General features: G+C 62.6%; 20 protein-coding genes. 9 read left to right on the top strand and 11 right to left on the bottom strand.

From position 1 onward, the window contains the following. Window positions 1–51 precede the first annotated feature (51 nt). On the bottom strand, window positions 52–807 hold the full coding sequence (locus BLP99_RS15985; RefSeq protein WP_072458899.1) for an SDR family NAD(P)-dependent oxidoreductase: 756 nt from the start codon (window positions 805–807) through the stop codon (window positions 52–54). Between the two features lie 63 nt (window positions 808–870). Continuing rightward, on the bottom strand, window positions 871–1,437 hold the full coding sequence (locus BLP99_RS15980) for a type 1 glutamine amidotransferase domain-containing protein (RefSeq protein WP_072391804.1): 567 nt from the start codon (window positions 1,435–1,437) through the stop codon (window positions 871–873). Window positions 1,438–1,574: 137 nt separating this feature from the next. Between BLP99_RS15980 and BLP99_RS15975 the strand changes: the two genes are divergently transcribed. The 3 genes from BLP99_RS15975 to BLP99_RS15965 all read left to right on the top strand — a co-directional run bounded on the left by BLP99_RS15975 (window position 1,575) and on the right by BLP99_RS15965 (window position 4,029). Continuing rightward, on the top strand, window positions 1,575–2,489 hold the full coding sequence (locus tag BLP99_RS15975) for a LysR family transcriptional regulator (protein WP_072458900.1): 915 nt from the start codon (window positions 1,575–1,577) through the stop codon (window positions 2,487–2,489). A gap of 94 nt (window positions 2,490–2,583) precedes the next feature. Continuing rightward, complete coding sequence (locus tag BLP99_RS15970) at window positions 2,584–3,009, top strand: DUF1810 domain-containing protein (RefSeq protein ID WP_072458901.1); 426 nt, start codon at window positions 2,584–2,586, stop codon at window positions 3,007–3,009. Window positions 3,010–3,030: 21 nt separating this feature from the next. Continuing rightward, window positions 3,031–4,029: a saccharopine dehydrogenase gene (locus BLP99_RS15965; RefSeq protein WP_092180891.1), complete on the top strand. Its 999-nt coding sequence runs from the start codon at window positions 3,031–3,033 to the stop codon at window positions 4,027–4,029. On the opposite strand, the gene BLP99_RS15960 is transcribed toward BLP99_RS15965, so the two are convergent. From BLP99_RS15960 to BLP99_RS15925, 8 genes are all read right to left on the bottom strand, one after another. Next, window positions 4,024–5,307 (bottom strand): TIGR02270 family protein, encoded by a 1,284-nt coding sequence (locus tag BLP99_RS15960; protein ID WP_072458903.1) that lies wholly within the window; start codon window positions 5,305–5,307, stop codon window positions 4,024–4,026. The two genes, BLP99_RS15965 and BLP99_RS15960, sit on opposite strands and share 6 nt — an antisense overlap. A gap of 34 nt (window positions 5,308–5,341) precedes the next feature. After that, window positions 5,342–6,250, bottom strand: a complete 909-nt coding sequence (locus tag BLP99_RS15955) for a WD40/YVTN/BNR-like repeat-containing protein (protein ID WP_072431254.1) — start codon at window positions 6,248–6,250, stop codon at window positions 5,342–5,344. Window positions 6,251–6,260: 10 nt separating this feature from the next. Beyond that, window positions 6,261–7,343 carry a PAAR-like domain-containing protein gene (locus BLP99_RS15950; RefSeq protein ID WP_083526348.1) on the bottom strand — a complete coding sequence of 361 codons (1,083 nt, stop codon included), beginning with the start codon at window positions 7,341–7,343 and terminating at the stop codon, window positions 6,261–6,263. Further along, window positions 7,343–8,380 carry a beta-ketoacyl synthase N-terminal-like domain-containing protein gene (locus BLP99_RS15945; protein ID WP_072458904.1) on the bottom strand — a complete coding sequence of 346 codons (1,038 nt, stop codon included), beginning with the start codon at window positions 8,378–8,380 and terminating at the stop codon, window positions 7,343–7,345. Before BLP99_RS15945 ends, BLP99_RS15950 begins: the two co-directional genes overlap by 1 nt. Continuing rightward, on the bottom strand, window positions 8,377–9,492 hold the full coding sequence (locus BLP99_RS15940) for a DUF2169 family type VI secretion system accessory protein (RefSeq protein WP_072458905.1): 1,116 nt from the start codon (window positions 9,490–9,492) through the stop codon (window positions 8,377–8,379). Before BLP99_RS15940 ends, BLP99_RS15945 begins: the two co-directional genes overlap by 4 nt. Before the next feature lie 12 nt (window positions 9,493–9,504). Continuing rightward, entirely contained in the window at window positions 9,505–9,963 is a 459-nt protein-coding gene (locus BLP99_RS15935) for a DUF6484 domain-containing protein (protein ID WP_072391829.1), read from the bottom strand. Window positions 9,964–9,979: 16 nt separating this feature from the next. Further along, window positions 9,980–12,157 carry a type VI secretion system Vgr family protein gene (locus BLP99_RS15930; RefSeq protein ID WP_072431251.1) on the bottom strand — a complete coding sequence of 726 codons (2,178 nt, stop codon included), beginning with the start codon at window positions 12,155–12,157 and terminating at the stop codon, window positions 9,980–9,982. 260 nt (window positions 12,158–12,417) lie between these two features. Further along, a complete protein-coding gene (locus BLP99_RS15925; RefSeq protein WP_072391835.1) occupies window positions 12,418–13,314 on the bottom strand; it encodes a LysR family transcriptional regulator in 897 nt (298 codons plus the stop codon). Between the two features lie 96 nt (window positions 13,315–13,410). On the opposite strand from BLP99_RS15925, the gene BLP99_RS15920 reads away from it, so the two are divergent. The 5 genes from BLP99_RS15920 to BLP99_RS15900 all read left to right on the top strand — a co-directional run bounded on the left by BLP99_RS15920 (window position 13,411) and on the right by BLP99_RS15900 (window position 16,467). Then, window positions 13,411–14,235 (top strand): SDR family oxidoreductase, encoded by an 825-nt coding sequence (locus tag BLP99_RS15920; protein ID WP_072391838.1) that lies wholly within the window; start codon window positions 13,411–13,413, stop codon window positions 14,233–14,235. Further along, on the top strand, window positions 14,232–14,729 hold the full coding sequence (locus BLP99_RS15915) for a lipocalin-like domain-containing protein (RefSeq protein WP_092180884.1): 498 nt from the start codon (window positions 14,232–14,234) through the stop codon (window positions 14,727–14,729). Before BLP99_RS15920 ends, BLP99_RS15915 begins: the two co-directional genes overlap by 4 nt. Window positions 14,730–14,981: 252 nt before the next feature. Then, window positions 14,982–15,422, top strand: coding sequence for an HIT family protein (locus BLP99_RS15910; RefSeq protein ID WP_072391845.1), 441 nt, complete (start codon window positions 14,982–14,984; stop codon window positions 15,420–15,422). A gap of 188 nt (window positions 15,423–15,610) precedes the next feature. Next, entirely contained in the window at window positions 15,611–16,036 is a 426-nt protein-coding gene (locus tag BLP99_RS15905) for a YciI family protein (RefSeq protein WP_072391848.1), read from the top strand. Window positions 16,037–16,059: 23 nt separating this feature from the next. After that, the gene (locus BLP99_RS15900) at window positions 16,060–16,467 is read left to right on the top strand and encodes a VOC family protein (RefSeq protein ID WP_072391851.1); all 408 of its coding nucleotides are present in this window, start codon (window positions 16,060–16,062) and stop codon (window positions 16,465–16,467) included. A 112-nt stretch (window positions 16,468–16,579) separates the two neighbouring features. Here BLP99_RS15900 and yghU read toward each other — a convergent pair whose 3' ends face one another. Then, window positions 16,580–17,419 carry a glutathione-dependent disulfide-bond oxidoreductase gene (gene yghU, locus BLP99_RS15895; protein ID WP_072391854.1) on the bottom strand — a complete coding sequence of 280 codons (840 nt, stop codon included), beginning with the start codon at window positions 17,417–17,419 and terminating at the stop codon, window positions 16,580–16,582. Window positions 17,420–17,666: 247 nt separating this feature from the next. Here yghU and BLP99_RS15890 point away from each other — a divergent pair, with 247 nt between their 5' ends. Beyond that, a complete protein-coding gene (locus tag BLP99_RS15890; RefSeq protein ID WP_092180881.1) occupies window positions 17,667–18,008 on the top strand; it encodes a YajG family lipoprotein in 342 nt (113 codons plus the stop codon). Window positions 18,009–18,012: the final 4 nt, after the last annotated feature.

The raw sequence follows: 18,012 nt of genomic DNA, 5'->3' as shown, positions 1-18,012 counted from the left end.
ATCGTAGGTGAGGGCAGTATGGCCAGCAGGACACGCTGCCCACGCCTGGAATCAGATGACCTGCCCGCCGGACACCTCGATACGCTGCCCCGTGACCCAGCGGTTATCCTCGGCCAGCAGGCTGGCGACCATCGGGCCGATGTCGTCCGGGACACCTACCCGACCGAGCGCCGTCATCCCGGCGAACTGCGCATTGAGATCGGGCATGTCGCGCACGGCGCCGCCGAGGAAGTCGGTGGCGATAGCGCCAGGAGCAACGGTATTCACGGTGATCCCTCGGCTGCCCAGTTCCCTGGCCAGGTACACAGTGAGGATTTCGACCGCCCCCTTGGCCGCGGCATAGGCTGAAAAGCCTGGAAAGGACACTCGCGTCAGGCCCGATGAATAGTTGACGATACGCCCGCCGTCCCTGATCAGCGGCAAGAGCGCCTGGGTCAGGAAGAACACGCCTTTGACATGAACGTTGAAGAGATCGTCGAACTGTTGTTCGGTGGTTTCTGCAAACGCCGCCATGGCGCCGTGCCCCGCATTATTGATGAGAAAGTCGAAATCGGCTCGACCCCAGACTTCATGCAGTGCACTGGACAGCGCGGTGGCGAACGCAGCAAAGCTGGACACGTCACCGACGTCGAGTTTCAGCGCAATGGCCGCCTGCCCGAGGCGTTCGATTTCTGCGACGACCTGGCGAGCTTCGGCCTCGCCGGTGCGGTAGGTGACGACCACGTCATGTCCCTTTCGGGCGATGGCAAGCGCGGCATTGCGCCCCAGGCCACGGCTGGCGCCGGTCACCAGTGCGATCTTGTTCATGGAGTTATCCTCTTGGGCTGTTGAATCAATCGTAGAGAGAACGTTGAGCCAGTCACCGTCAGGTCATGCGGCGACAAGGCCCAGCGCGTGCTTGATGGCATTGGAGAACGCCGGGATGTCGGACGGCATGCGACTGGAAATCAGGTTGCCGTCCACCACCACTTCCTGATCCACCACCGTTGCGCCAGCGTTGAGCAGGTCGCGCCGGATGGATCGCCAGCCGGTCAACGTCCGGCCCCGCAGGACGTCAGCCTCCACCAATAGCCAGGGAGCATGGCAGAGGGCCGCAACGACCTTGTTTCGCCCCATGAATTGCTGCACGATTTCCACGGCCGCCGGGATCGTCCGCAAAATGTCCGGGTTGACCAGGCCACCTGGAAGCACCAGCGCTTCATAGTCGTCCACCGAGACCTGTTCCAAGGTCTTGTCAGGCGTGATCGATTGAGCAGAGGGCGCGGACACACCGGTGGCGGCGTCCCAGACCACACCCTTGATCGGCTCTTTATCGATCGAGGCAAGGTAGACTTGCGCGCCGGCGTCAGCGAGCGCGGTACGGACATCGAAAAGCTCCGAATCTTCGAAGCCCTTGGCTGCAATCATCAGGACCCGGGGTGGATGAGTGGGTGTCATGATCTTCTTCCCCTTGCGTGACTGGCGTTTTTTTCGACGGGCGAGGGATCTCGCTCCGTTGCCCAGACTTTAGAGAACGACAGTGTTTTTTAGAAAGACTTTGTCTGTCCTCCCCCATGCCCCGGAGGCATCGCTGAATGGAACTGCGTCATCTTCGTTATTTCGTGGCCGTTGCCGAGGAGGGCAACCTGACGTCCGCGGCAACCAAGCGCCTTCACACCGCGCAGCCGTCCCTGAGCCGGCAATTGCGCGATCTGGAGCTGGAGGTCGGCGCGGAGCTGTTTGTCCGCAAGGCCAGGGGGGTCGAGCTGACGCCGGCGGGCGCCGCGTTCCTGGATCAGGCCAGGCTCGCCCTCAGCCATGCGCAAGAGGCGGTGGCGGCTGCACGACGGGCGGCGCGGCCAGCGAAGAAAGTGTTTTCGGTGGGTTTCCTGACGGGGCAGGAGGCGGACTGGTTGCCCAGTGTGACCGGCTTGCTTCGCCACGAACTGCCCAACATCGAATTCAAGGTCATCAGCCTGCAGTCGCCCTCGTTGGCCGACGCCATTCAGCGAGGCGACGTCGATCTGGGTTTCCTGCGCGTGGAGCCTCGCCCGGATGTACATTACGAGGTGGTCGCCAAGGAGCCGCTGCTGGTCATCATGCCGAACGACCATCGCCTGGCCAGTGTGGGCGATATCGACCCTGCCGAGCTGGCCAGGGAGACGTTCATCGGCTGTTCCGAGATCCCCCATGTACTGCGCGACGTCATCGCGCAATATTTCGCCAGTTGCAACGTGCAGGTCAGCTCTTCCTACTGGCTGGATGACTATGGCACCGGCATTTCATTGATCAGCTCCACCCGGGGCGTCGCCATCCTGCCGGCGTACGTCGAGCCGCTGCTTCCCTGGACCATCGTGAGCCGACAGCTCAAGGGCACCCGACCGACCATTGATCTGGCGGTGGGGTACCGGACCGATAATCCATCGCCCATCCTTAAAACCTTTCTGGAAAATATCGAACAAATAAAGAACGCGGGACCGGGCGGCAGTCGGCGTCGGTCCGACGGCTAGGCGCTGCCCGCCTGGCCAACCGCGCAGATCGTTCAGACAGCGCCTGGTGTCAAGATGCCGATCAGGCGCGTTCACCGATGGAGGCACAACGAGCATGCACGACACCTTTGACCTGTCCCGGTTCGTCGAAGCCCAGCGCCCTGTGTTCAGTCGTGTCATGGATGAACTGCGCGCCGGGCGCAAAACGGGTCACTGGATGTGGTTCATCTTTCCGCAACTGCAAGGCCTGGGTCGTTCCGCGATGGCAGCTCGGTTCGCCATCTCCGGCCTTGCCGAAGCACGCGCATATCTGCAGCACGATGTACTAGGCCCCCGGCTGGAGCAGTGTGTGAACACTGTCCTGGAGCACCGCGATATAAGCGCCGGGCAGCTGTTCGGCTCGCCCGACGACCTGAAGTTTCGCTCCTGCCTCACACTGTTCGTCCATGCCCAGCCCGATTCCCCTGTGTACCAGCGAGGCCTCGATCAGTTCTATTGCGGCGAACCCGACCCCAAGACGCTTCTGCTATTGGGTGACTGACCCCGAAAAGGAGAGCACACGATGTCACTTGATCCAATCTTGTTCATGGGCGGCTCTGGCGCCATTGGTCATCAGACTGCCCGGGCGCTGCGCGCCGCTTACCCGGACGTGCCGCTGCTGATTGGCGGCCGCGATCTTGCCAAGGCCCAGCGCACCGCAGAGGAAATTGGCGGGGCGCAGGGAGTGGTGATCGATTCCCGCGCCCAGGACCTGGGCCTCGGTGAGCGCCAGGTCAGCGCCGTCGTGATCTTCTATATGGACCACGCCTTGGCGGGACTGCGTTATGCGCAGAAATGCCGGGTGCCGCACCTCAGCATTTCTTCCGGTGTCTTCGAGATCGCGCCGGAGATCGCGACGTACATGCACACACCCCAGGCCTCGCCCATTGTCCTCGGCTACGAATGGATGGCAGGCGCGACGACGGTGGCGACGCTGCGCATTGCCCGGGCCTTCAGCCGGGTCCAGGACATCAGCCTCCACGCGCTGGTGGATGAGCAGGACACCGGAGGCCCGACTGTCGCCACCGACTTCGAGCACCTGAATAAAATGCTGCCGGCCGCGCTGACACGGCGCGATGGCGTCTATGTCTGGCGCGAAGGCGAGGACGCCAGGGTCAGCTTTCACGCGGTGGATGGCACGCCAATCCAGGCCTCCGGTTTCTCGTCCATCGATGTCGTCGGCCTGGGGGCGGCCACGGGCGCCCCCAATGTGCAGTTCAACATGGGCACCGGGGTGAGCTCGACTCGACGCCAGGGCCGGCCGAAGTCCACCGAGATCATCATCGAACTGTCTGGCGAGGACCTGGTGGGTAAACCACTGCGCACCCGTCATGCCGTCGTGCACCCGGCAGGCGCAGCACCGCTGACCGGCCTCAGCGTCGCAATGACCCTGGAGCGGCTGCTCGGCTTGGACGGCCAACCGCCAACGCCGCCAGGGCTCTACTTTCCCTATCAGTTGCTGGATGCCGACGCGTACCTGGCCCGTTTGGAGAAGGAGGGCGGCGAGTTGCGCAAACTATAGGTGACCGGGCCAAACCTGCGGGCCGGATGCCTGCTTCATGCCCAGCAAGCGCTTTTGCCGCCAGGCCGGGGCGCTGGTGGGAAAAAGCGCTTCATCCGGCCGAAAGCGTGCCAGACCACAGGCGGCGGCGATGCGCTGGCGCTGTTGGCCCCTGACCAGCACCTGCCCGAAGGCGGCTTCGCTGTGGACCAGTCCGAGCATGTAGCGAGTTCCCGACTGGAACTGTCCGCCGTGGGTCTGCCACCAGCGTTCGATTGACGGCGGATCGGGCCAGGGCAGATTTTCATCGGGGTCCATGGCGACGTTCGGATCCTGTGGATTATCGTTCGGACCGGCATCGAAATCCGGCAGGTCCTTCAATTCCAGATCGAGCAATGCCAGGTCGGCTCCAGTGATCAGGCTGAAGGCTTCGCCGGCGACACGGGCGAACGGCAAATCGCGCATCTGTTCCATCAGCCAGGGGATGCAGACCGGGTCGCCCAGCAGCCCAAGGGCCTGGATGCCGACACGTCGAAGCCGGGGATCCTGCACCCACTGGCGTATCCCGGCGATGCTGGACTCGCGTTCTTGCCACGCCAACAACACGCAGAGGGCGCGGTACTGAAAAAAGCTCGGTTGCTCGGCGAACTGGCGCAGCGGCTCCAGGGCCTGCCGATCACCCATCTGGGCGGCGGCCCAGCTGGCCCAGAAACCCGTGGTCGCATCCGGGTGTCGGCAATGGGCGCGGATCTCGGCCAGCAGGTCACGCCGGCGCAGCTCGCCGGCGGAGCGGGCAGCCCGGGCCATCACGCTTGGGTCAGGGTCGCGAAGGCCGCCCAGCAGCGCAGGGCCAGGGTCCTGACGATGCATGCCGCAGGCCGCCAGGCCGAGTCGACGAAACAGCGGCTCAGGCGCAGCGAGCATGCGGTCGATCCAGGGTGAGAGCCGCTGCCAATCGAGCCACCCCAGGGCCATCAGATAACCGCGCTCCGTTTCTGCGGCATTGCGCAGGTGTTCGCTGAGCCGTGACAACACTTTGCCATTGGCCGACTCGAAGGCCAGCACCACACTGGCGAACATCTCGCCGAGGGTGTCTGGGCCGAGTTGCATCAGCAGCGTTTCCAGCCCTGGTGGCCCTGCGATGCGCAAGCCATCGAGGTGGGCGTCAAGGCGGCTGTCGAGTTTGCCAAGGTGATCCAGATCGTAGTGCGGCGCGCGCGAGGCATCGTCGCGCAGGACAGCAAGGAAGCTGGCTTCTTCAGCATGTTGCTCGATCACCAGAGACAGCGAGTCGCTCATGAACACTGCATCGCCGCGATGGCCGCAGGCGAACTCAGGTGTTGTGCGGGCATATCACGCGCTCCCACCGGCTGCCATCGAACTTGAGAATGTCGTCGACTCCAAAGGAGTAAAGCAGCCCGTCACCGACATCGAGCTTGTGGGCGCCGGGCGCGGGGAGGAGGCCGGTGTCGACATCGAAGAAGTCTTTTCCGTCATATCGAACGAGGCCATGCACGTGGGCGATGTACAACTGCCCGTCGTACAGCGCCATGTCCCAGAAATTCATGGTTCGTTCCGTATCGAGTACCTGCCACTGATTTCGATTGCCCACCAGCAGCACGCCATCGTTCCCGCAGGCGTAAACCTCCTCTGCGCTCTTGCACAGGACCCGTGACAGCGGGCGATTGGTCGCAGAGTCCAGGGTGCTCCAGCGTGCCCCGTCGTAATGCATGATGAGGCCCTTTTCGCCGACGGCATAAATATCATCGGACGACAGGCCATCCAGGCTTTCCAGGGTGGGGGAGGCTATCTTCGCCCCCGGCGGGCTGATGCCGACCCAGCCACCGTTCGAATGACGGTAGACCTGGGACGACTGACCGCAGATATACAGCTCATTGGCGATTTCCCGGATGCACAGCAGTTCGCCAAGCCGGCCCGTTTCGATCCGCTGGTTTTCGAATTTCCCTCGGACGTTGGCGAGTGTGAAGTCCGCCGAGCCGGTTTTCACATGACGCAGGTGGCCCTTGCGTCCGAGCATCCAGAGGCTGCTGTCACTGTGCCTGAAACAGATGGCGCCTATGACGTCGTCGTCCACGTCGTTGTAGACCCAGTTTCCATCGAAGCAGAAGGCGACCCTGGACATTTGCTCGTCCGGCAGGGAGTTGTACTGCCCAGGCACGACGATCGTGCCCGCCTTGATGACCAGGCCGCAGGTAAAAAACAGCGAGTCTTCATTATCCATGATGGGCTCTCTATATCATTGGGGCCGGATTCTTCGGCTTCTTCTCCAGGGCTGGTGCGCGAACTTCGCCCCTGCGCATGCCTGATTCCGGGCCTACGCCCAGATCCTGGTGCCCCTTGTCGATCTGGGCCTTCAGGCAGTCTTTGTCGCAGCCAGTCTCATCGGCGACCGCCTGGGCTGCGAGGTCGCTGATCTGTGCGTAGGTGAAGTCATCGGCCCCGCCCAACATCGCATCGCGCTTGACCACGTAGCCGCGACCGATACGACCATGTTGCATGAGCTTTTCGGTCGGCCCCTCACGGGAGTTGTGGTCGGCGCCTTCCACGCAGACGCAGGGAGCCTTGTTGTGATCGTAGGTAGGAACGAAGGCGTCCCCGCGCACTTTCAGTTTGCCGGTCTTGGGGTTGATCGGGCGGGGAGTCGACAGGTCAGCCACCGGCACCGGGTGGTGGGGTGTCTTCCCGCCACATTTCGAACAACGGGTCTTTGGCGAGTTTGGCACCAGCATGCACTTGCGTGCTTCACAGCATTCCGGGCTTGTGTTGTCGGCTGGGCCGGGGATGGCACCGCGCGACAATGACTTGGCCGGCGGAGGGCAGGCCGCCTTGATTTTCTTCACGGTGCCGGACTTGACGCACGGATTCTCGGGGTCCGCCATGGCTACCGCGTCCAGGTACGGCCACGCCAGGGTGTTGGCCGTCGAGCCGTGGTTATGGGTGGTCAGGTCCATGTTCCGGACGACGTTCTCGCCCTCGAACTTCACATTCATCGACCAGGCAGTGAAATACACCTTTCCCTTGATTTTATTGGTGATGATGCCTTTCTTCGGCGCATTTCCAGCCTCGTCCCCGTAACTGGTCTTGAAGTAGCTCTTGTCCTTGAGCATGACTTCCTTGCCACTGATCTTCACCGTTCGCGAGCCCCGGGTGGTGTCCTTGGCCAAGCCGGTGTTGGGGTAGGGGATAGGCACCCCCAGTGGAGTGGCGGCGGTTTGCGGCGGGGTGAAACAGACGTCCGGGAAGCAGGCCACCGACTTGCCGTCCGCCGCCTTGCAGGATATTTCCATATTGTTGGCGTAGACCTCGTTCGCCATCAGGCAGCCCTCGTTGTCTGGTAACTGAGCAGGGCGACAGCACGTTCGCCGGCGTCGTTGCCCAGATGGCAGAAGATATTCGGGCCATCGCCGTATCCCTTGCGGCTGGCGGCCAGGGCCACGGCGAGCATGGCCGGGCCGATGGCGGCGCCGACTTCGCCGATGCAGTCGGCCGGATGCCAGAGATGGAAGTGCTCCTTGCGCACCCGCAGGGTACGGCCCAAGGCAAGAGAGGCCTCCTTGAAGTAGTACTGTTCTCCGGAAATGTCGGTGAGCCGATAATCCATCTGTTCCAGCCCACAGCCGGCTTCGCCCAGGGCCGCGCGTATGGCTTGACTCAGGCCTTCGGCGCGCAGGGGCATGTCTTCGGCCTCCACCGTGGCCTTTTCCATCCCGAACCCCAGGCCGATGCAGGTCAATTGCGGCTCTGTGCTGGCGACAGGGCGTGTCAACACCACAGCGGCGGCGCCTTCACCAGGGATGAAACCATTGGAGTTCTGGCTGGTGAGCAGGCGCTGGCGGTCTTCGAAGGCGTCCAGGGTCGGTGCGGCGAGAAAAGAATCCACCCCGGCGACGAGTACATGGCGATGCCCCCCCTGGTAGATCAGCGTGCGCGCATCGAGCAGGGCCACGGCACCGCTGACCCGGCCACGGGCGATGATGCAGGAGTCAGGATGAAAGCGCAGGCCCAGCTCGGTCTCGATGGCCTGCAGCAAGCTGTTGTCCAGGCCATCGAGGCGACCCGGGCGCTCGGCTTCCGCCAGGCCCAGTAGCAGGGGCGTCTGCTGCGGATCGATGCCGGGAGCGCTCTGCAGTGCCTCGGCGATGGCGCGGGCGGCCATCTTGATCAGCTTGGCGCGACCCCGCCAGGGCTGCTCCAACATCACGCCGGCGGCGATCAGCCACTCGCCACCACGGTCGATAAAGCGGGTCTCCTGGAAGTTGTCGATGGCGCAACGGATCGCCGCGCAGCTCGCCGGTGCGCTGAGGCCGACCGCGCTGACCATGCCCGAACCGATGATGCACAGCGCGCTCATCCGTCTGTCTCCTCGAAAGCCTGCCTGGTTTTGACCAGGGAGCGGAGCGATGGGTAATAATCCTTGCCCAGCTCCCGGGCGCGCCACCAGCCCGCAGGCATCGTTCCGACCAGCACCTGGGCGATCTCGAACAGATTGCGCCGCAGGGGCCGGGATACACGCCAGGTCAACTGTACCTGGCGAGCGTCCGTGTCGATCAGCAGGGTATCGATCACCCCGCGCACCGTCTCGTGGCCGCCTTTTTTCAGGAAGAAGGTGACCGGCACATCCATCTCGGGAATGCGAAAGCCTGCGCGTTCCTGAGGCGTGAGATTGAGCAGCAGCACATCTTCGCCGCCACGCAGATAGTCGGCCTGCTGGTCCTCGGGGGCGGCCTGGAAGTAGCGATTGTCGAAATCCCCTGGCAGGAACGGAAAGCAGTCCGCCAACCAGGCGTCGTCATAGGTACCGGCGAAACGGCCCCGCTGCGGCCAGCTACGCCCGATGGGGCCGAGGGCCATGGGCCGGAAGTCCCCCGAGGGGCTGTCGATCGGCTTGCCCAGTTCCTCGGTGTTCGGCATCGGTCTTGCGACGATACCAGTACTGTCGATGTCGCTGGGGTACCAACCGCAACCGCTCGGGTTGTGCGGATAGCAACGCATCATTTCGGGGGCGTTCTGCGTGGGGTGGGCACCACCGAAGGCCTGGGCGTAGGAGATGTCCTGCTCGACAAAGGGCTGCGGCGCGCCTGGGGCAACGCCCATTATTCCCTGCTGCCATTGCCGAGGACCGAGCACGGAAAAAGCCTTGCTGACCCGGCCGATGCGAATGCCTGCGGTCAACTGTGTCACGGGCCGGCCTGCGGGTGCATAGGCCTTGCCGCGCACCAGCACATCGCAGCATGGCTTGACCGGGGCGAAGTCCATCTCCTGCAGCGGCGCGCTGAGCCCCGGCTCGCCCAGGAAGGTATCGGCCATCAACAGCGGCTGCTGGGCATCCGCCAGGGACGCGACGCGGCCATCCAGTGGCAGGTTGAAAGTGCCCTTGGCCACCACGACCAGGGATTCGCGACCGTCGCTCCCCATGCCCAGGGTATAGGCAGCAGCCAGTTTGCTGGCGTTGAGCAATTCCATGGGCTGCGGCCTCTAGTTGATCTGCACCGAGCCGCCCTTGATGCGGTTGGCCCCGCTGGAGCGGCTGGAAAGGTAGGTGCCGCGGATGATCACTTTGCCCGCGCGGGTCAGGGTGATGCTGGCCTTGCCGCAGCGCAGGACGATTTCCCGTTCTGCGCTGAACTCCAGGCGCTCTCCGTCCAGATGGGCGATCGCCGGCGTCACGGTTTCCTGCAAGCGCTGGATGCGCCCGACCACCAGCGGACGGGCCACGTCCCCGGCTTCGAACATCAGCGCGACCTGGGCGCCGATGTCATCGCGAGTGAGTGGGGTGGTGGTGCGTGCGGCAAGGCCTGTGTCAACGGGGCAGCCGGCGAAGGCCACCACCGGAGCGTCCGCCATGGGCACATCCAGCAGCACGCCAATCACGACGCCGTCCACCCGGGTCGGGGTGGATGTCGAGGAAACGGGGAGGTGGTATTCGACGGTCATGGCGCCCACTCCGTGGCTAGTTCTGCAAAATCTTCTGGCCTTTGACGACCACATTCTTGTTGGCCTTGATATTGATGGCGCCGGAGCCATCCAGGGTAATATTCTTGCCCTTGATCAGGATGGTGCCGTCCTTCTTCATGGTGATGCTGGCTGCCCCGGTGGTCAGGGTGATGGAATCGCCGGCAGTGAGGGAAAAATGCTTGCCGACGTCCAGGCTGTCGTTCTGCCGGACATTGCTGTTGCGGTTCTGGTCGACGTCCCGTGATTCGTTCTGGCCGATCCGGGTACTCTGGTTTCCGTTGATCTCGATGCCTTCATTGCCCTGGACTGTCTCGTTGCGGTTGCCGCCGATGCCGATGGTCTCGTTGCCACCCACGTCCTCGGTGCGATTGCTGGCGATGGAGATCTTTTCGTTGGCACCGACTCTTTCCGTGCGGTCCGCGCCAATGGTGATGGTCTCGTTGCTGCCGACATCCTCGGTACGATTGACGCCGATGCTGATCTTTTCGTTGTTGCCGACCTTCTCGGTCCGGTCCACGCCGATGGTGATGGTTTCGTGGTTGTCCACCGTTTCGGTGCGGTCGTGCTTGACGTGAACGGTTTCGTCGTTGTCGATGGTCTTGCTGCGGTCATGACCGACCCAGTGGGTTTCGTCGTTTTCTACCTCGATGTCCTGGTCTTTCTCGGCATGGATGAACAGTTGCTCCGCGCCTTTCTTGTCTTCCATGCGGATTTCATTGAAGTTGGCCGGCGAGCCTTCCTTGCTTGAGCGACTCTTCACGCCGCTCTGGGTCGCGTTGGCCGGCAACTTGTAAGGTACGGTCTGCTCGGCGTTGTAGACCCGACCGGTGATGATCGGCCGATCCGGGTCGCCTTCGAGGAAGCTGACGATCACCTCCTGGCCAATCCGCGGAATCTGCACCGATCCCCAGTTCTTGCCGGCCCAGGCCTGGGACACCCGGATCCAGCAGGAGCTGTTTTCGTTGGACTGGTCATGGCGATCCCAATGGAAATGCACCTTGACCCGACCATACTGGTCGGTCCAGATCTCCTCGCCACCGGGACCGACCACCACGGCCGTCTGCGGTCCGCGGACGATGGGCATCGGTGTCAGGGGAAGAGGGCGGAAGGCCTGGCTGGCGTCCATGCAATCCAGTTCGCTGGTGAACTGTTCGCCCAGGTCAGCCTGGCCGCTTTCATAAGGTTCCTGGCGGATCTGATAACGGGCGACCACCACCAGGTACTCGCGATTCTGGTCCGTTCGTTCATAGCCGCTCAGCTTGAACAAGTGACCGGCGCCGAGCCCGCGGGCGCGGCCACGCAGCTGCACCCGCTCGAACTGGCTGTGAATGGCCTCGATACGGGTACGAGCGTAGTGCTCGCCGTCGTTGCTCTGCAGGTATTCACCGGGATAGTCGTAGAGCGGGTAGTCGCTGTTGCTATGGCTGCGCGGCACGCTTGAACGCACCTCGAGGCTGGCGCGGGGCCGCGAGAAGTCGTAGTCGTTCAGCGCCAGGGAGCCGGGTTGCACTTGCCGCGCCAGTTGCCAATCGTAGAAATGGTCGCGCTCGCGCATCTGCCGGTCAGGCGGGTAGAAGGGCACCGACGCGTAATCCGGCACCGTGGAGTGGGCGCCATAGGCATCGGCCATCACCAGGACGTGACGGGCCTTCTCATGGCGGAAGTAGTAATAGATACCCTCCTGTTCCATCAGTCGACTGACGAAATCGAAGCTGGTCTCGCGGTACTGAACGCAGTATTCCCACTCACGATAGCTGCCGCTGAGGCTGTCTTCGAAGTCGGAGAAACCGAGGTCGCGCAACACCTGCTTGATGATGTCCGGCACCGTCTTGTTCTGGAAGATCCGACAGTCCGAGGTGCGCGTGAGCAACCAGAACCAGGGTCGCAGGCTGACCCGGTAACCGGCGAACTGGCCATGGCCGGCCAGTTGGCGGCAGCTGCAGACAATGCCATGGAAGTAGCGCTTGGCCCCGTCATACAGTTCCAGGGTCAGGCCCATGGGCTTGCCCAGTAACTGATCGAACGTGATCGCCCGATCATCGGACGTCAGATCCAGCTCATAGTGGAAACAACGCCCCAACTCTTCACTGCCTTCCATGCTCCTGAGCAGCAGGACATCGCCGCCGAGGGGACTGTCGACCTGCACCAGCCGGTTGTTTTGCGTGATCTCCATATCGCCTCGTCATTCACCCCAATCAGCGTGGACGTACGGCTCGATCCGTATCCTGCGGATAGCGCTCGTCCGCGATCACCTGGCTTGGTTCCAATGTTCCTGACCAAGGCGACAGCACTGAAGTGTGTTTCAAGATAGGCGACAGGCGGTTATTGATCAGTTTCTTTAGTTATAGGGGTTATTTCGAATTGGAATGAATCCAGATGGCAGCATGCCTGGCATGCTCCCGGTTCATAGCGTGCATGGGTATCGGCGCATGGCTAATGCTGCGTTGCCTCGCGTACCACTTCGATGAATGCTCGCAGTGGCGCGGGCACATGGCGGAAATCGGCGTAATAGAGACACAGGCCGGGTGAGGCAGGCGTCCAGTCGTCCAGGAGCAGGGCCAGCGCGCCGTCATTCAAGGCCGGGCGGGCGAAGGGCTCCGGAACGAAGGCGATCCCCAAGCCAGCGCAAGCCGCCTCGACCATCAGGTCGTTGTCGTCCAGGCACAGCGTGCCGGGCACGTCCAGTGCGAGTTGCCGATTGCCCTGTTCAAACTCCCAGCGATAGCGCTTCCCGCTGGGCAGGCGTTGGCGAATGCAACGGTGGGCCATCAAGTCGTTCGGCGTCACGGGCAGGCCAAACGCCTGGATATAACCCGGCGCAGCGACCGCCACGAACCGGACGTCGCCGCCGAAGGGCACCGCGATCATGTCCTTGGGAACGGATTCAGCCAGGCGCACGCCGGCGTCGAAACCTTCGGCCACGATATCCACCAGTTGCCCTTCGGCCACCAGGTCAAGCGCGACACGAGGGTAACGCTGCTGGAACGACGGGACCACGTGCTTGAGCAACCATCGCGCGCCGCCCTTGCTGGCGTTGATACGCAGGGTGCCGACCAGTTCGTCCTGACCATGGCTGACCGCATCCAGCACGTCGTCCAGTTCCCGCAACAGCGGGTTCAAGCGCAACAGCAATTGTTCGCCTGCCTCGGTCACAGCCACGCTGCGGGTGGTGCGATGCAGAAGGCGTACGCCAAGACGCCGCTCGAGTCCCTTGATGGCATGGCTGAGGGAGGACCGAGATACGCCCAGCGCGTCGGCGGCCTTCTGAAAACCGCGATGGTGCGCCACGTGAGCGAAAACCTTGAGATCGGAAAGACTGATATCGGCCATTGGTGAATATTTCTAACCAGCTCGTTCGTATTGGTGAGGCTTATTGTAGGCGATCCGGCTTCATATACTCGGGACAAACCCCAAGAGGAGCTACCGATGAAGACATGGTTGATCACAGGTGCGTCGTCCGGGATTGGCTGGGCCATGACCCGCAAGCTGCTGGAGCGAGGCGACCGGGTGGTGGCTTGCGGGCGACGGGCCACTGCCTTCGAAGCGCTCCAGCGGATGGCGGCAGACCGGCTGCGTGTCGCGCTTTTCGATATCACCGACACGCACGCCTTGCGTCGAGCGCTGGACGACGCCTTCCAGGCTTTCGGGCGCATCGACACGGTGGTCAGCAACGCGGGCTACGGGTTGTTCGGCGCCGCGGAGGAGGCCAGTGATGCGCAGATCGAGCGCCAGATCGCCACCAACCTGAGCGCCTCGATCCAGCTGGTGCGCGCGGCGCTGCCTCATCTGCGGGCCCAAGGCGGCGGGCGGATCGTGCAGGTGTCCTCCGAGGGCGGTCAGGTGGCCTATCCCAACTTCAGCCTGTACCACGCCACCAAGTGGGGCATCGAAGGCTTTCTTGATGCGGTCGCGCAAGAGGTCGCCCCGTTTGGCATCGACGTCGTCATTGCCGAACCGGGGCCGACCGAGACCGGCTTCGGCCAGGGCCTGGATCACGCGACGCCGCTCCCTGTCTACGATGCGACGCCGGCTGGCGAGATGCGACGGGCCTTGTCCGGCGGAACGTTCGAAGTGAAGGGAGACGTCGAGCGCACGGTCGAGGCGATCATCCAGGTGGCGGATTCGGCCCGGCCCAGGCGCCGCATTGCGCTGGGCAGCACGGCATTCGAGCACATCCATCAGGCACTGACCGCTCGGCTGGACGACCTGATGGCGCAAAGAGCCCTGACCCTGACGGCGGACAAGCCATGAAGTGGCTGCCTGCGCTTCTGCTCGTCGCGGCCGGGGCCGTTGGTGCCAGTGAACGCCTGTGGCCGGCTGGCCCCAACGAAATCGCCGGCACGTGGCGCATGGTGTCCGCCACGCTGGAACGCGACGGTCGCATCGAACGGCCCTATGGCGAGCATCCCCAGGGCATGCTGGTCTTCACCGCCGACATGCACTTTGTCGAGGTGCTCACCAATGGCCAGGCCCCACGCTTTGAATCAGACGTACGCGGCAATGGCAAGGATGAGGAGAACCGGCGCGCCATGGCCTCGAGCATCGGTTTCTTCGGCACCTATACCGTGGACGCCCAGGGGCTTTTTTCGGGCAACCGTGTGGAGGGCTCCACGTTCCCGAATTGGGTCGGCAGCGTTCGCACGAAACAGGAGCTGCAACTCAAGGTGGAAGGCGAGCGGATGTTCGAAAGCTTTACACGCCCGGACGGCGGGCGGGTGAGCGCCGAGTTCGTGCGGGTTCGCTAGAGGCCTGTACGGTTAATCCGAGTACTCGAATTGGCCACACAGGCCACTGCGGGCATGGATCGGCCGAGGCGGTCATGGGGGCTGGATCTGCTGTTTCTCGGTTATAGTCAACGGGCCTCTGCGGTAATCCGACTATCGCCGGGATATCGAACTACAGTAGGACGTTGCCCCTGCGCCGAAGCCTCGGGCAGCCCAGCCATTTTCCGGTCGGCCGATGCCGATGCCACCCCCCAGCTCATTGAAGGAGCGAGCATGAGCCTCCACGGTCAATACGATCCACAGAACATCTTTGCCCTGATCCTTCGCGGCGACGCGCCGTGCTACAAAATCTACGAAGACGACCAGGTCCTGGCTTTCCTGGACATCTTTCCCCAGTCCACCGGCCACGTCCTGGTCATTCCCAAGGCGTCCCGGGCCCGCAACATCCTGGAGGTCGAACCCACCGTGCTGAGCGCGATGATGTCGGCCGTGCAGTACCTGACGCGAATCATCGTCGACGAGCTGCAGCCCGATGGCGTCCAGATCGCGCAATTCAACGGTGCGGTGGCCGGGCAGACGGTCTATCACATTCACATGCACATCATCCCTCGCTGGGAAGGCCTGCAGGCGGGCGAACACGGCAGGGGCAAGGCCGAGGCCGAAGAACTCAGGGCGCTCCAGGCGCGGCTGGTGGAGCGGATTCGCAAGGCCTGACAGCTCTGGCCCCATGGCTGCCATCAATGGAACATGCTCCGGATCCCTCGAGGTCCGGGCTGCCACGATCGCCCATCGCAGCGATTGCCAGAAAAATAAACTTCATCGCTGTCGATTCCATCCGTTGCCGTTCGATTATCCATGGAGCCGCCACAAGGACGGCTTATCTGCCACCAGGAGATAAGACCATGCGATTTATGGTGATCGTAAAAGCCAGCCCGGAATCGGAAGCCGGGCAACTGCCCAGCGAAGCCTTGCTGACGGCCATGGGGGCCTACAATGAGGAACTGGTCAAGGCAGGCGTCCTGCTCGCCGCCGAAGGTCTGCACCCCAGCGCCAAGGGGGTGCGCGTGCGGTTTTCCGGGCAGGACCGGACGGTGGTCGACGGACCCTTTGCCCACACCGGGGAGCTGATTGCCGGCTTCTGGATTTTCCAGGTCCAGTCGTTGCAAGAGGCGATCGATTGGGTCAAGCGTTGCCCGAACCCAATGATCAGCGACAGCGAAATCGAAATACGCCAGATCTTCGAAGCCGAGGATTTTGGCGAGACCTTTACACCTGAGTTGCGCGAGCAGGAAGAACGCTTGCGAGCCCGGGTGTCCCGTCAATCGTGAAAACCGACAACAGGAGTTACGCCATGAAAATCATTCCCTACCTGGGTTTCAATGGTCACTGTAAGGAAGCTTTTGCCTTGTACAAGGAGGTGCTGGGCGGCGAGGTGTTTTCCATGTCTTTCGCCGACGCGCCGCAGGAGGCGGGCGTGCCCAAGGACCCGGACATGATCCTGCATGCCTGCCTGACGGTGGGCGATTTCAGCATCATGGCTTCCGATTGCCCACCGGGCCAGCCCTTTCAAAAACCCCAGGGTGTATCGATATCCCTCAATGTCGACAGCGTTGCCGAGGCCGAGCGCCTGTTCCATGGCTTGAGCGCGGGTGGCAACGTACAGATGCCGTTGGCGAAGACCTTCTGGGCGGAGCGTTTCGCCATGTTCGAAGATCGTTTCGGGATTGCCTGGATGGTCAACTGCGAGGGGCAGAGCTGAAAACGCTGCGTTGAACACAGCCTTGCCTGACCTTCGTCTCAAGAGTTTTCGTACAGCCTAAGCGTTGACCGCTCTCGGTCCGGGGGACGTGCCCCCGGACCTGCGAGGCAGGTCAGCCCAGATCCCGTGCGTCATGCCGCTCCGGCACCTGGCTCGCCTCATCGCCCCAGGTCCTGTTGACCCGTTGTCCCCGGATCACCGCCGGCCGCTTGGCGATCTCTTCCGCCCAGCGCTGCACATGGGTGTATTCGTGGGCACTGAGGAACTCGGCAGCCGAATAAACATTGTTGCGCACCAGTTGGCCATACCACGGCCAGACCGCGATATCGGCGATGGTGTAATCATTGCCGGCCAGGTAACGACTTTCGGCAAGGCGACGATCCAGCACATCCAGTTGGCGCTTGGCTTCCATGGTGAAGCGGTTGATGGGGTACTCGAGTTTCTCCGGTGCATAGGCATAGAAATGGCCGAAGCCTCCGCCCAGGTAGGGCGCCGAGCCCATTTGCCAGAACAGCCAGTTCAGGGTTTCGGTGCGCCCGGCCAGGTCGGTGGGCAGGAACGCCGAGAACTTCTGCGCCAGGTAAAGAAGGATCGAGCCCGATTCGAAGACACGGATCGACGGCTCGACGCTACGGTCCAGCAGGGCCGGGATCTTCGAGTTGGGGTTGATCTGGACGAAGCCGCTGGAGAACTGGTCGCCCTCGTTGATGCGAATCAGCCAGGCGTCGTACTCCGCGCCGGTATGCCCAAGTGCCAGCAGCTCCTCCAGCAGGATGGTCACTTTCACGCCGTTGGGCGTGGCCAGGGAATAAAGCTGCAACGGATGCTTGCCGACGGGCAGGGTCTTCTCATGGGTGGGCCCTGCGACGGGTCGATTGATATTGGCGAAGTGACCGCCTGAGGGGGCTTCGTGTGTCCAGACTTTCGGAGGTGTGTAGGACGTTTCATTCATGGGACGGACCTCATCGTTTGCTAGCGGCGATCACGGCAGGCCGCAAATATGGACGACTCAGCCACGGTCCATGACCGTGCCCGAGCCAACGTCACGATTGAATAGCAGTCGGCCGGGAAGGTCTACGCCATAACTATTGCTTGAAGTGATAGTGACCATCAAGAAAAGCAAGTTCTGCTTCGTTGTCGATCCAAGGACAATCGCCTCCATCGCATAACGAACCAGACTTCATTTCCAGGAAAGCCCGATGCGCTCTTTATTCATGCCCGCCATGGCGATGGCCTCACTGTTGCTCGCCGGTTGTGCGTCCGCACCGAACGATCCGTCCCTGACCTTGACGACCGAGAAGACACCGGCCGAATACGCAGATTGCGTCGTGCCCAAGCTGCAGAGCAGCACCTTGAACCCGACCGTTTCGCAAACCCAGCGCAGCTACCGGATCGTAGTGCCGAGCAAGGTCGCGGCGGACAACGTGCTGGAAGCCTACAAGGCTGGAAATGGCGGCAAGGTATTCATCTACGAACGCCGGCTGCTGGCTTCGAGCCTGCTGCCATCGAGTTTTGAACGCGCCGCACAGGATTGCATCTGACCGG

The organism is Pseudomonas sp. NFACC32-1 (assembly GCF_900101215.1).
In the GTDB taxonomy this organism is placed as follows: domain Bacteria; phylum Pseudomonadota; class Gammaproteobacteria; order Pseudomonadales; family Pseudomonadaceae; genus Aquipseudomonas.
The sequence above is the reverse complement of the archived record's forward strand: the minus strand, read 5'-3'. Positions and strand labels throughout refer to the sequence as shown.

Excerpts from the sequence above, each read along its gene's own strand:
- BLP99_RS15985 (WP_072458899.1), bottom strand. The coding sequence starts at position 807 with ATGAACAAGATCGCACTGGTGACCGGCGCCAGCCGTGGCCTGGGGCGC.
- BLP99_RS15980 (WP_072391804.1), bottom strand. The coding sequence starts at position 1,437 with ATGACACCCACTCATCCACCCCGGGTCCTGATGATTGCAGCCAAGGGC.
- BLP99_RS15975 (WP_072458900.1), top strand. The coding sequence starts at position 1,575 with ATGGAACTGCGTCATCTTCGTTATTTCGTGGCCGTTGCCGAGGAGGGC.
- BLP99_RS15970 (WP_072458901.1), top strand. The coding sequence starts at position 2,584 with ATGCACGACACCTTTGACCTGTCCCGGTTCGTCGAAGCCCAGCGCCCT.
- BLP99_RS15965 (WP_092180891.1), top strand. The coding sequence starts at position 3,031 with ATGTCACTTGATCCAATCTTGTTCATGGGCGGCTCTGGCGCCATTGGT.
- BLP99_RS15960 (WP_072458903.1), bottom strand. The coding sequence starts at position 5,307 with ATGAGCGACTCGCTGTCTCTGGTGATCGAGCAACATGCTGAAGAAGCC.
- BLP99_RS15955 (WP_072431254.1), bottom strand. The coding sequence starts at position 6,250 with ATGGATAATGAAGACTCGCTGTTTTTTACCTGCGGCCTGGTCATCAAG.
- BLP99_RS15950 (WP_083526348.1), bottom strand. The coding sequence starts at position 7,343 with ATGGCGAACGAGGTCTACGCCAACAATATGGAAATATCCTGCAAGGCG.
- BLP99_RS15945 (WP_072458904.1), bottom strand. The coding sequence starts at position 8,380 with ATGAGCGCGCTGTGCATCATCGGTTCGGGCATGGTCAGCGCGGTCGGC.
- BLP99_RS15940 (WP_072458905.1), bottom strand. The coding sequence starts at position 9,492 with ATGGAATTGCTCAACGCCAGCAAACTGGCTGCTGCCTATACCCTGGGC.
- BLP99_RS15935 (WP_072391829.1), bottom strand. The coding sequence starts at position 9,963 with ATGACCGTCGAATACCACCTCCCCGTTTCCTCGACATCCACCCCGACC.
- BLP99_RS15930 (WP_072431251.1), bottom strand. The coding sequence starts at position 12,157 with ATGGAGATCACGCAAAACAACCGGCTGGTGCAGGTCGACAGTCCCCTC.
- BLP99_RS15925 (WP_072391835.1), bottom strand. The coding sequence starts at position 13,314 with ATGGCCGATATCAGTCTTTCCGATCTCAAGGTTTTCGCTCACGTGGCG.
- BLP99_RS15920 (WP_072391838.1), top strand. The coding sequence starts at position 13,411 with ATGAAGACATGGTTGATCACAGGTGCGTCGTCCGGGATTGGCTGGGCC.
- BLP99_RS15915 (WP_092180884.1), top strand. The coding sequence starts at position 14,232 with ATGAAGTGGCTGCCTGCGCTTCTGCTCGTCGCGGCCGGGGCCGTTGGT.
- BLP99_RS15910 (WP_072391845.1), top strand. The coding sequence starts at position 14,982 with ATGAGCCTCCACGGTCAATACGATCCACAGAACATCTTTGCCCTGATC.
- BLP99_RS15905 (WP_072391848.1), top strand. The coding sequence starts at position 15,611 with ATGCGATTTATGGTGATCGTAAAAGCCAGCCCGGAATCGGAAGCCGGG.
- BLP99_RS15900 (WP_072391851.1), top strand. The coding sequence starts at position 16,060 with ATGAAAATCATTCCCTACCTGGGTTTCAATGGTCACTGTAAGGAAGCT.
- yghU (WP_072391854.1), bottom strand. The coding sequence starts at position 17,419 with ATGAATGAAACGTCCTACACACCTCCGAAAGTCTGGACACACGAAGCC.
- BLP99_RS15890 (WP_092180881.1), top strand. The coding sequence starts at position 17,667 with ATGCGCTCTTTATTCATGCCCGCCATGGCGATGGCCTCACTGTTGCTC.